The organism is Streptomyces sp. NPDC059851 (genome assembly GCF_042732005.1).
In the GTDB taxonomy this organism is placed as follows: Bacteria; Actinomycetota; Actinomycetes; order Streptomycetales; family Streptomycetaceae; genus Streptomyces.
This window is the reverse complement of sequence record NZ_JBHWJJ010000204.1, coordinates 1-10,361: the sequence shown is the minus strand read 5'-3', so window position 1 is coordinate 10,361 and position 10,361 is coordinate 1. Positions and strand designations below refer to the sequence as shown.

Annotated in this window: 10 protein-coding genes; 4 read left to right on the top strand and 6 right to left on the bottom strand. The window is 72.3% G+C overall.

Translation table 11 applies throughout. The features are described 5' to 3' along the window. Positions 1-58 precede the first annotated feature (58 nt). Both ACFV7Q_RS36825 and ACFV7Q_RS36820 read right to left on the bottom strand, forming a co-directional pair. Positions 59-1,183 carry a nucleotide disphospho-sugar-binding domain-containing protein gene (locus ACFV7Q_RS36825; protein WP_385435299.1) on the bottom strand — a complete coding sequence of 375 codons (1,125 nt, stop codon included), beginning with the start codon at positions 1,181-1,183 and terminating at the stop codon, positions 59-61. 518 nt (positions 1,184-1,701) lie between these two features. Next, on the bottom strand, positions 1,702-1,977 hold the full coding sequence (locus ACFV7Q_RS36820) for a DUF3253 domain-containing protein (protein WP_385435298.1): 276 nt from the start codon (positions 1,975-1,977) through the stop codon (positions 1,702-1,704). 157 nt (positions 1,978-2,134) lie between these two features. Here ACFV7Q_RS36820 and ACFV7Q_RS36815 point away from each other — a divergent pair, with 157 nt between their 5' ends. Beyond that, positions 2,135-2,602 (top strand): VOC family protein, encoded by a 468-nt coding sequence (locus ACFV7Q_RS36815; RefSeq protein WP_385435297.1) that lies wholly within the window; start codon positions 2,135-2,137, stop codon positions 2,600-2,602. Positions 2,603-3,173: 571 nt separating this feature from the next. Continuing rightward, on the top strand, positions 3,174-3,995 hold the full coding sequence (locus tag ACFV7Q_RS36810) for a septum formation family protein (RefSeq protein WP_385435296.1): 822 nt from the start codon (positions 3,174-3,176) through the stop codon (positions 3,993-3,995). Between the two features lie 370 nt (positions 3,996-4,365). Here the strand turns inward: ACFV7Q_RS36810 and ACFV7Q_RS36805 are convergent, their stop codons facing one another. Further along, the gene (locus ACFV7Q_RS36805; RefSeq protein WP_385435295.1) at positions 4,366-5,112 is read right to left on the bottom strand and encodes a class I SAM-dependent methyltransferase; all 747 of its coding nucleotides are present in this window, start codon (positions 5,110-5,112) and stop codon (positions 4,366-4,368) included. 349 nt (positions 5,113-5,461) lie between these two features. Here ACFV7Q_RS36805 and ACFV7Q_RS36800 point away from each other — a divergent pair, with 349 nt between their 5' ends. Both ACFV7Q_RS36800 and ACFV7Q_RS36795 read left to right on the top strand, forming a co-directional pair. Beyond that, positions 5,462-6,616 (top strand): hypothetical protein, encoded by a 1,155-nt coding sequence (locus ACFV7Q_RS36800; RefSeq protein ID WP_385435294.1) that lies wholly within the window; start codon positions 5,462-5,464, stop codon positions 6,614-6,616. Positions 6,617-6,966: 350 nt separating this feature from the next. Next, complete coding sequence (locus tag ACFV7Q_RS36795) at positions 6,967-7,533, top strand: hypothetical protein (RefSeq protein WP_385435293.1); 567 nt, start codon at positions 6,967-6,969, stop codon at positions 7,531-7,533. Between the two features lie 305 nt (positions 7,534-7,838). Here the strand turns inward: ACFV7Q_RS36795 and ACFV7Q_RS36790 are convergent, their stop codons facing one another. From ACFV7Q_RS36790 to ACFV7Q_RS36780, 3 genes are all read right to left on the bottom strand, one after another. Next, positions 7,839-8,159: a hypothetical protein gene (locus tag ACFV7Q_RS36790; protein ID WP_385435292.1), complete on the bottom strand. Its 321-nt coding sequence runs from the start codon at positions 8,157-8,159 to the stop codon at positions 7,839-7,841. A 425-nt stretch (positions 8,160-8,584) separates the two neighbouring features. Then, positions 8,585-8,875 carry a hypothetical protein gene (locus tag ACFV7Q_RS36785; RefSeq protein WP_385435291.1) on the bottom strand — a complete coding sequence of 97 codons (291 nt, stop codon included), beginning with the start codon at positions 8,873-8,875 and terminating at the stop codon, positions 8,585-8,587. Positions 8,876-9,219: 344 nt separating this feature from the next. After that, positions 9,220-10,233: a magnesium and cobalt transport protein CorA gene (locus tag ACFV7Q_RS36780; RefSeq protein ID WP_385435290.1), complete on the bottom strand. Its 1,014-nt coding sequence runs from the start codon at positions 10,231-10,233 to the stop codon at positions 9,220-9,222. Positions 10,234-10,361 lie beyond the last annotated feature (128 nt).

The following is a 10,361-nucleotide window of genomic DNA, read 5'->3' as shown; positions in this document are numbered from 1 at the left end:
TCGGCCGGCGGGGGGGGGGGGCGTAGGGCGCGCCCGCCCCCGGGGGCGGTGCTGCCCGCTACGGGGTGGCGGCGAGGGCCTCCAGGGCGGGAACGGTCGCGGCCGGGCTCGGCAGGGCGTCGTTCTCCGCCCGGAGGGCGGCGGCCGCCCCCCGCAGGGCGGGGTCGGTGACGAGGCGGGTGAGGAGCGGGACGTCGACGCCGTCGGAGGTTGAGCTCAGGGCGGCGCCGGTGGCGGTGAGGGCGTCGGCGTTGGTGAAGTGGTCGGCGCCCTGCGGGAGGAGGAGTTGGGGCAGGCCGGCCTGCAGGGCGGTGAGCAGGGTGCCGGAGCCGCCGTGGTGGATCAGCGCGTCGGAGGCGGTCAGCAGCTCGGCGAGCGGGACCCAGGGCAGCGGGCGGACGTTGTCGGGGAGGGTGCCGAGCGGGGTGAGGTCGGCGTCGCCGACGGCGAGCAGGAACTCGGCGTCCACCGAAGCCGCGGCCTCGATCAGGCGGACGATGGCGCGGACGCCGTCCAGCTCGGTGAGCACGGTGCCCAGGGTGACGGCCACGCGCGGGCGGGTGCCGCGGCGGAGGAGCTCGGCGGTTATGGTGCCGCCGCCGTTGTAGGGGACGTAGCGCATCCGCAGGCCGCCCGGGTCGCCGCCCAGCGAGGCGGGCACGATGTTCAGCGCGGTGGCTTCGGCCGGACCGGCGACGCCGTACGTCTCGTACGCCTCGGTGAAGTTGGCGGCGATCCGGCCGACCATGTCGAGGCCGGAGGTGACGCCGAAGTTCTGGATCACCGACGGGATCTTCAGCTTGGCCGCGACCAGCGGGGCGGAGGCCTGGAAGGAGTCGTAGACCAGCAGGTCGGCACCCCAGTTCTCGGCGGCGTAGAGCAGGCCGTCCACGGTGGGGCGGGAGGCGAGCGCGAAGCCGTGGGCCGCGCTGTCGAGGATCTCCTCGGGGGTCATGTCGTGGGCGACGTACCGCACTTCCTCGCCGGTGGCCTGCTCGAACACGTCCCGGATGGTACGGCCGTCGCCGATCTCGACGATCGGGAATCCGGCCTCGCGCAGCCGGTCCAGCGGCTGCGAGCTCGCGAACAGCACTTCGTGGCCGGCGGCGCGCAGGGCCTGCGCGGTCGGGATCATCGGGAAGAGGTGGCCGGCCGCGGCCGGTCCGGTGAAGAGTATGCGCACGCTTTCTCCTTGCCCGTGGTCTGGCGGTCCGGGACGGGTCGTATCGAACCCGCCCCGGCTCCCTTCGGTGAACCGGCGGGAGGGCAGCGGGTGTTCCCCCCCGACACGGTCGAAATTCGGACGTTCTGGGACGGCCGTGAGCCGCACGGGAAGGGACGGTTCGGGAGTTGCGGCCGACGCTGCCGGCTCCGCCGCCGTGGGCGGTGTTCTGCTGCGCCGTGGCGTCATCACGGCCGCACCCCCGCCCATTCGTCCCGCCGAGGGCGGACACACCACCGCACCGGAAGAACTCGCCCACTCGGCCACTGCTTCAGACGCCTGAACCGGCTCAGACGACTGTCCGAATGTCGCCTCGGGCGGTCGCACCGGGGGGCTGGTGGGCTGCTCCTGGTCGGTCCACGGCCAAGCCGGAGGAAGCGAGCGAGCTCGTGGAGCGCCGTGCGTGCTGGTCGGGCTGGCCCGACCAGCACGCCGCGCCGGGACCGGCCCGAGGACCCCCGGCCCCGTGGCCACTCGGGTCAGCGCACGGCGCGGCGGATGCGGATCGGACCGCGGGCCTCAGCCGGCTCGACGGGGCGTCCCGCCTGGGTGATCTCGACCTCGCCGGCCGCGACGAGCCGCCGGGCCGCGCGGCGGACGGGCTCCATCAGCGCTCGCCAGCCCTCGTCGTCCCCTCCGTACACCGCCCGTGCGACGTCGGAGGGGCAGATCGTCGCGGTCGGGTCGCGGCGCTCCAGCAGTTCCAGGATGGCCCGCTCCAAGCGCCGGTCCGTCGGCCGTCCGCTGCCCGTCACGCCACCAGTCTGGCACCGGGGTCAGGCGGGTGCGGCCCTTCGGGGCATACCGGGGCGGCTGCCGCGCGGCGGTCCGACGTGTCGCGCGGGCGCGGGATATCAGTGGCGTAGGCGGCGGTCGGCGGTGGCCGCCAGTGTCCGGAAGGCGGGGAGCCCGGTGGCCGTCGAGCCCGTTCCCGAGGGATATCCGCGCGTCACTCCGTACCTGTGCTGCGACGGAGCCGCAGCGGCGATCGACTTCTACGTGTCCGTGTTGGGCGCGACCGAGCGGATGAGGATGCCCGCGCGCGACGGCAGGATCGGCCATGCGGAGCTGGAGCTGGGCAACTCGGTCATCATGCTCGCGGACGAGCACCCGGAGATGGGCTTCCGCTCACCGAAGTCCGTCGGCGGCACGCCCGTCACCCTGCACGTCTACGTCGAGGACGTCGACGCCGTCTTCGCCGCGGCACTCGCCCGGGGCTCCAAGGAGCTGCGCCCCGTCCGGAACGAGTTCTACGGCGACCGCACCGGCCAGATCGAGGACCCCTACGGCCACCGCTGGAGCCTCGCCTCGCACGTGGAGGACGTCCCGGAGGAGGAGATGGAGCGGCGGGCGAGGGAAGTCATGCAGGGCGGCGACTGACCGACCGGTCGGCACGGCCCCTCCCCCACCCCGCCCTCGGGCGGCAGCGGCGCCACCTGGAGCGAACCGTGCCGTGACCGCCCGGACGCCCCCTCCGCTTCCGACGCCTTCAACGCCCTCGTCGGCCTGTGCCCGCCGCCCACCGGTCCGCCGCCCCAGTGCACCGGGGCGGCGGAGCACACCCAGGGCACTCCCGCCGTCTCCTGGCCGCCCTGACGGAGCCGGGTGAGGAGAAGCCCGTTTGCCCGCTGGAACCGGGGGCGCGGGTCCTGCCCCGGGCGTTCGAGGGGGCGTCGGGGGCGTTCCCGCACGTCCGCGACGTGCCGACACCGGCGCAGCACGGCTTCAACGACGGCCGGCGAGGCCTTCTGAACGGCCCCAGCCTGACGCCGCCGGCATGCCGCCAGCGGAGGTGGGCGTCGTTCCGGGCCGGTACACCGGCGGGAGCCGGTTTCCGGCCGGGTGATACTTGGGCGCGGCTGGTCGAACATCAGCCGCCCACCAGTCCCCACCCGGCGGCGGTTCCGCCCGGCTGTTGGCCATGTCCACCCTCTAGAGGAGCACCACACGCATGTCGATACCCCCGCAGCCGCCGTCGTCCCCGCAGCCGTACCAGCAGCCGTACCCCCAGCCGGGCGCGTACGGTCAGCCCGGCCACCCGGGGCAGCCCGGACTGCCCGGGCAGGGGGCGCCGTACGGCGGTCCGCAGGGCTGGTACCCGCCGCAGCCGCAGAAGACCAACGTGACCGCCGTCGTGGCGTTCGTGATGTCGCTGGTCTGCGCGATCCCGCTCGTTCCGCTGGTCCTGGGCCTCGTCGCCCTCTCGCAGATCCGCAAGGGCGGCGAGAAGGGCAAGGGGCTGGCCGTCGCGGCCATCGTCATCCACGGAGTGACGATCGCGTTCTACGCGACCATGCTCGTCCTCGGACTGTCCGGTGCGCTGGACGACGGCCCGACCCCGCGGCGTGACACCGGCGGGCAGGTCACCACGCCGGGCCGCAGCGATGTCAAGGACATCCGCAAGGGCGACTGCTTCAACACCGAGGACGACCTGGCGAAGACGCAGGAATCGGACGGCACCGAGGCCCGCCAGTCGGTGCGGACCGTGCCGTGCGATCAGCCCCACGAGGGCGAGGTGTACGCCGTGTTCACCCTGGACGGCGGTGCGTTCCCGGGCACGGACAAGGTCGTCGCGAGCGCCGAGGAGAAGTGCGGCGGAAAGGCGCTGGCCGACTACGTGGGCGGGGACGCCTCGAAGCTGCCGAAGACGCTCGAGGTGTTCTACTACTACCCGCAGGCGTCCAGTTGGACGCTCGGCGACCGTACGGTCACCTGCTTCCTCGGCAACGCCGACGGCACGAGCACGGGCTCGGCCCGCGCCAACGCTTCCTGAAACCCGCCCCGTCCCCCTCGACCCCGGCCGGCCGCACACACTGCGGCCGGCCGTTGCGCTCCCGCCGGAGGGTCACGGGCATGCGCCCGTACCCGGTGGTGCCGATCCGCGGCGGTCCTGACTCAGGCGGCTCCCGCCGGATCGGGCAAGCGCGGCGCCGGCCACGTCCTGTCCCAGCGCCACCGGGCCCAGCCCCCGTCTCCCCCTCCGCGAAGACCCCGGAGCGCTCGGAGAGCATCACCAGCACCTGTTCGCGGGCGCTGGTCACGGCCCGGTGCTCGGCGTCGGTGATGACGCCGAGCCTGCGGAGGTGGGCGTACTCGTCCTCGTCCTTCCACTCCCAGGGGGAGTCATACCCGGGGGCCGCCCGTCAGGCGCGGCAGCGCAGCATCTCCAGCGGCGGGTGCGCGAGGAGGTCCGCCCAGAACTCCGCCCCGTACTCGCGGATGCCGGCCTCGGACACCCGCAGCGGAACCCACTCCAGCTCTGTGAACCCGGCTCCCCGCAGGCACTCCTCGTACACCTCGCGGCGCGGGACGGTGCCGAGGATGCTGATCGGTTCGGGATCGAGGAGGGCGGTGACCCGTACCCGCGGGCCGGCCTCCCGCTCCTCGCCCGTCGGCTCGCAGCGGAAGCCGTACTTGTCCAGGGAAGTGCAGTCGAACCGGTAGTCGGGCTTCTGGGCGAACACGAAGAACTCGCCGCCCGGAACCAGGTTCCGGTGGATGTTGCGGCACATGCGCTCCATCTCCGCGATGTCCTCGGCGTAGTTGAGGCACTGCACCGCCAGCGCGATGTCGAACGGCTGCCCCAGCTGCTCGAGTTCGGCCGCGTCGCCGACCTCGTAGCGCACGCCCAGCGGATCCTGTTCCTCGATCCTCCGCGCGGCGGCGATCATCTCGACGGAGATGTCGACGCCGAACACGTCCGTGGCTCCGCGGCGCTTGAACTCCCTGCTGTAGAAGCCGGTGCCGCACGCCACGTCGAGCACCGACCTGCCGTTCACGTCCCCGACCATGTCGAGGAAGCTCGGCACTTCCCCGTAGCGGATCAGCGGCAGGGACTTGAACCCCTCGAACGCCTCGCCGATGCCGTCGTACTGCTGCTGCACGCTCACGTGCCGCCCCCTCTGTGCTTCGTCCCGTACGTGGCCGGCCGCGCCGCGCCATCCGGAGTGCGGAGGAGCGCCGGTCGCGGCGGTGGCAGAAGTCTCCTCCGCCCATGTCCGGCGGCCGTACTGGCAGATGACACGAATAAGCCGGTGGGTGGTGCCCATATCAACCAACCAACACCCTGCCGGCCGCGCCCCGGACCGACCGGTCGGGCCACCGCGTCCGCAGCCGTGCGACGGGTGGAGTGCCCCGACCGGCAGCACCCGGGCCGCGGCGAACGGCGCCAGCGCGAAAACGCTTTGCTCGGGCGGAGTTGAGCTGCGACGATGCGTCTGCTTCGTGAGCGGAGGATGTTTGTTCGTCGTTGTGTGTGCGGGGTGCGGTGCCGAGCTCACCGTTCCGCTGTCCCGGGTCGTCCTGCCGGCCCACGCCCATCAGAAGTACGGGAACGGGATCCAACTCCCCGTGCTCATGGAACCGGGCACGTTCGCCGTGGACCCGGAACCCTCCGGGCCGCCGTGGCGTACCTGGGACCAGGTCGATCCGGAGGAGGCGGCGGCCCGTGGCATCTACGCGCCGGTCCCCGTCCTGTCCGACGGCGAGGCCGGCGCGATCGTCATCGCGCCCGGCGACGCCCGTGGCACGGTACTGATCCCGGAGGCGGCCGGCGGCTACTGCTGCGGCCTCGACGGGGGCGACGGCCCCAACATGGCGTGCGGGGCGTGCGGCCTGCCGGTCGCGAGCCGGATCGACGACTGCTCGCTCTGGCAGGCCGTGTGGTTCACGCCGAACGCCGTCCGCCGCGTTCCGGTCCCCGTCCGCGGTGGCGGCGCCGCACCGCTCCCGCTCTCCTGGGCGGAGCTGCCGGCAGAGGGCAGCGGAACGCCGCCGTTCGAGCCGATCGCCTCCTGGGGGTCGCTGCTGGGGACGGAGCACTGGTGGTCGTGGAGCCCGAAGTGGGAAGCGGCTGCCGGACGGGCGCTCGCGCACCTGCTGGCGGCCTCGGAGGGCCGGCCGGTGACCGTACCGGGCGGCCTGACCGCGGAGGTGTTCCAACGCGCCCTCGACGCCCTGATACCCGCGGCTCCGCTACCCGCGGGTCTACCGCCGCGGCGGGCGGTCCTGGCGGGACCGGGGCGGCCCGCCCCCGACACGGACGCCGGCATCTTCCTCGTCCCGGTGCATCCGCAGACGGGAGAGACCTGGGCCCCGGCCGGTGCGGCCGACCCGGCCGGACCCGCCGACTCGGTGTACCGGGTGCCGCTGCCGTTCGGGGTGTGGCAGTGGCTGGCCTTCCCGCCCGCACCGCACCTGCCGGTCCCCGCATCGGGCGGCATGCCCGACGGCGTCCTGCGCGACGACCCGCCCCCGCCACACCCCCACTACCCCTTCCGGGCCGACTCGGGGACCTTCCGGAACACGTTGGTGCGGCTGCCGGCCGCCCGCAGCCCGTGGCTGCGGGAGATCCTCGAACACCTCGTGGAGCACATGCGCGCCGGCCTCTTCTAGCCGGCCGGAGCCGGGGGCCGAGCGTGGTCAGTGGCTGCTGGCAGGCTCGTCGGATGACACCCCCCGATCCCGGTGGACCGGCGGCGAGCTGGTCCACGTCGAAGCCCAACGGGTGCTCCGCCAGCGCCGCCAGGTCGGGGCGGGCCTGCGTCGGCGGGAGCTGGACGACGGAGTCAGGTGGTGCGTCCGCCAGGAGCAGGGCCGGGTCGACAGGTCGACCTCGTCATCCCCACGAGCCCCACCCTCGCGTCCGCTGTCCTGGGTGTGGACTGGCATGATCGCCGGGTGAGAGACGTGCGCTCGCCCGCATTCCGGGGATCGGTGCAGCTGTGCTGCCGAGGTGGTTGTTGATGGCTTGGTGGTTCCGTCGGCGGTCGAAGCCGGACGAGGAACTGGCCGAGCTGACGGTTGCGGCGGAGCTGGGTGACGATGTGGCGATGGGGAACCTGGCGGCGGTCCTGGGTGCGAGGGGGGACCGGGATGGCGCGCTGTATTGGTGGAGTCGGGCATGGGCAGCCGGGAACGTGATCGCCGGATTCAACCTCGGAATGCTGCACACGGTGGCCGGCGACCTGAACCGCGCGCAGGTGATCTGGGAAAGGGCCGCGGAGCTCGGCGATCCGGACGCCATGCTGGGCCTCGTCAAGCAGGCGCTCGACCGTGGCGATGCGGCTGGTGTCGAGCGCTGGGCGCCCGTGATCCTCGCACAGGACGAGGCTTTCCCGATCACCGCGCTGGGCGTGGCTTTCCGGGACTGCGGTGACTTGGAGCGGGCCGTGAAGGCGTTCCTGCGCGCCGAGGAGCTGGGCGACGGGTACGCCATGGAATACAGGGCAGAAATCCTGACCTCTTGGGGACGCCACGAGGAGGCTGACACGCTGCGAGCACGGGCGGCGACAGCTGAGCGGATGCTCTGAGTGGGCCGGCCCGGTCTGCGAGACCCGGTGCCGCGGCACGACTTGGTCGACCCGTGGGTGCCGTATCGGCTCCGAGCCGCGCGGCACCGTCCCCCGCCCGACGGCACTCCCGGCCACCACGGGAGACAGCCGACAGGAATCACACTTGCGCCATTGCGCCACGGAGCGGAGGCCGGGTGGTCGCCGGTCGCTGCGCCCCGGTCGTCCCCGCCGCGAAACCCACCAGGGCAAGGTGAAGGCCCGACTGACGCGGGGGATGACACGCCGCGCGTATGCCGGTCCACCTTCGCCCCGTTGAAGCCGTCTCATTTGGTGCCGGCCAGGTTCGTTGCCACGAGCAGGGCGAGCTGGTGCAACCGCTGGTAGTACTGAGCTGCTGCAGGCTCATTGATCTCCGGGATGACTTGTTGCAGGTCTTCGAGGCAGCTTTGCAGGATGCGGCTGTTCTCCGCGTCGAGAGTGCCGCCATTGTCCAGCCACGTGACGACGCAGCCAGCGGTGTACAAGTCGAGCAGCCACAGGTCTGTACCCCCCTCGGCGCCGCGGAGACTGTCGGGGAAGGGCGCATGACGGTGTTCGTCCCAGAGTCGGGCTGCGTCGCGTACCTGCGCAGATGATTCGCTCACTTGGACCATACTGCCGCAGGCCGCAGGCGTTGTGCTGAGCTGGCGTTCACCGATTCAGGCGACGGCAGCAGCAGATGAGGGTGGCCGCCATGGCGCGGGAGGCCGGGGAGTGTTCGGGCTTTGCGCTCCTAGCGGCGGTGGGGTTGGCGGCAACCAGCGAGCCAGCTACCAGTGCAGTTCCTACACTGGCTCGAATACGACCGCCTCATGCAACAAGGCCTCAACGAGAGCGAGCCCCAACGCGCTGCGCCGGGAGCAGCGCGCCGAACTGCAGACGGGGCTCCCGGAGACGACGGCCGCACACCGTTCAGGACACGACCCTCGCCTTCCACCACCGCACCACCGAGGCACGCGCCTTCGCCGAAAGGCCTTTCCCGCTTCGTGGCCCGACTCCACGCCCGTCAGGTCTCGCCGCCAGCGGCTCGTCAGTCTTCGACCGGCAGCGGATCGAGGCCTGCAGCCTTCCGCACCTCAGCCTCCAGCTCGCCGCGGTCCCGACCGATCTTCTCCGCGTAGTAGTTCAGGGCCATGTCCAGCTCCTCGGTGGGCACACGCCAGTCTTCCCACGCGTTCGTCCAGGCCACGCTCTGCTCGTCGGTCCACTGGGACACGTCGCCGAGTTCCTCCTGAAGGAGATCCACCTCGGCGCGCGCTTCGTCTTCGGCTTCCTGCAGCTCGACCAGTTCGTCCAGTACGTCAGACAGTTCGATTTTCATTCGGGGATCTTAAGCACCACGAGCAGCAGGCCAAGGGGCTGGGAGAACTCACCACTCACCCACCGGAAACCTCACCGGTGACGGCACGTCCCAGCAACCACTCCCCCGTGGGCGAGCCAGGCTTGCCCAGCGGCACGCAGGCCTACGAAGCAGCTGGTGTGTCTGCACACCGTCGTCTCCCACTCCCTCGGGCAGTGGCTGGCCCCGCCGGCCCCGCGCCCACCCCGTACGCGGCGGGTCCGACCCACGGCGAGCCGGCAGGCGGCACTACCGGCCGGCCCTCTCGGAGATCACCGCCTTCGTCCGGTCCGGGTGACGGGCGGCCGGGCGGCCGGGCGGCCGGGCTAGAGCCAGCCGTTGCGGCGGAAGGCCCGGTAGAGGGCCCCGGATGCGGCTGCCATCAGGCCGAGGGCGAGGGGGTAGCCGTAGCTCCACCCGAGTTCGGGCATGTGCTGGAAGTTCATGCCGTACACGCCGGCGACCATGGTGGGCACGGCGAAGATGGCGGCCCATGCCGAAATGCGCCGCATGTCGTCGTTCTGCCAGGACGCCACTCGGGCCTGCTGGGCGTCGAGGACGGCGTTCAGCAGCTCGTCGAGGGTGCGCACCTCGATGTCGGTGCGGACGAGGTGGTCGGCGACGTCGCGGAAGTACGGCAGCGCCTGGGCGGGGTACGGCTCCTCGCCGCGGTTCAGCATGCCGTGGACGACGGGGACCAGGGGACGTACGGCGTCGCGGAACTCGCGCACCTCGCGCTTGAGCGAGTAGATGTCCTGGGTGACGTCGGTACGGGCCAGGGAGAACACGCTGTCCTCCAGACGGGTCAGGGCCGCGCGGGCCTTGCCGGCGGCGTCCCCGTACGCGTCGACGACGACGTCGAGTACGGCGTGGACCACGGCCAGCGGACCGTAGCGGAGCAGGGCCGGCTCCTCGTCGAGGCGACGGGCGGCCTCGGCGGCCGGGTCGACCGGTCCGTGGCGGACGGTGAGCACGTAGCGCGGGCCGGCGAAGAGCATCAGCTGGCCCGTCTCGACGGCGTCGCCCCGGGGGACGTACCACAGGGTCTTCAGGGCGATGGTCAGCACGTCGCCGAAGTACTCGCTCTTGGGGCGCTGTTGTGCCTGGAGGGCGTCCTCGACGGCCAGGGGGTGCAGGCCGAGCTCCCCGGCGAGGCTGACGAGTTCGGCTTCGGTGGGGTCGACCAGCCGCACCCAGCCGAACCGGTGCGGTCCCAGCGCGCGCAGTTCCTTGAGGACGACCTGGCAGGCGTCGTCCCCAAGGCCGCACCGCACGGAGTCGGTGCGGCCGGTCCGTTCGTCGTACAGCGTGCATTCCATGTGCTTCGTCTGCTTCCGCACGGCCGGTTCATGCACCGGTGCGTGCGACGGGGCGCGGTGCGTCGGCGGTGACGGCGGTTCAGGAACCAGTCCGGAACGGGTTTAGCCGCGCGGGGACGGGTCACACGCGTTGACGGCGGGTTCTGCGG

Excerpts from the sequence above, each read along its gene's own strand:
- ACFV7Q_RS36810 (WP_385435296.1), top strand. The coding sequence starts at position 3,174 with ATGTCGATACCCCCGCAGCCGCCGTCGTCCCCGCAGCCGTACCAGCAG.
- ACFV7Q_RS36795 (WP_385435293.1), top strand. The coding sequence starts at position 6,967 with ATGGCTTGGTGGTTCCGTCGGCGGTCGAAGCCGGACGAGGAACTGGCC.
- ACFV7Q_RS36785 (WP_385435291.1), bottom strand. The coding sequence starts at position 8,875 with ATGAAAATCGAACTGTCTGACGTACTGGACGAACTGGTCGAGCTGCAG.